General features: G+C 23.7%; 1 protein-coding gene. It reads left to right on the plus strand.

The window, feature by feature from the left end; translation table 11 throughout:
* Window positions 1–224: 224 nt before the first annotated feature.
* Window positions 225–641, plus strand: a 417-nt coding sequence (locus ELQ12_RS09795; RefSeq protein ID WP_134264757.1) for a hypothetical protein, incomplete at its 3' end; no start/stop codon positions are given.

The following is a 641-nucleotide window of genomic DNA, read 5'->3' on the forward strand; positions in this document are numbered from 1 at the left end:
TTTAAAAAGCTTAGAGTATAAAGTGTTGTGATGTAGCTTTTAAAAAGAAGAATAAAAACAAAGAAGCAGAAAACACCCTTATAAAAATTATTAATTATATTCACTAACCATAGATGTAATAAAAAATATTGAGTAAAATATAATCAAAACAAATTTCTATTTATTTTTATAAAAACTGCATTTTTAAATTTGCTATGTTATAATTAAAAAAAGGTTGTATAAATATGAAAAATTATTATATTTCAGAAGGTGTAAAAGCTTTATTTTCTATCTATTTTAAAGATCAAACTGAAGAAAATTTCATTAAAGCTCTTAACGAATTTGCTAAAGAAAGCCAAATAAATTCTCAAGAAATAAAAGACAAATCTTTTAGAGAATTTAAAGAAGCCATTTCTAAATTACCAACTATAGATCTTTTGAATACTAGATTTGATAAGCTTGAATATTCAATAGGTGCTAAACTTGATAAGCTTGAATATTCAGTATGTGCTAAACTTGATAAGCTTGAATATTCAATAGGTGCTAAACTTGATAAGCCTGAAGATTCAGTATGTGCTAAACTTTATAAGCTTGAAAACAAACTAGATAGCTTTAAAAGAGAAGTTAGAACATATGTAATTATTCTTGCTGCTTTAATGTTT

The sequence above is a fragment of the Campylobacter sp. US25a genome, assembly GCF_004379075.1.
GTDB lineage: Bacteria > Campylobacterota > Campylobacteria > Campylobacterales > Campylobacteraceae > Campylobacter_D > Campylobacter_D jejuni.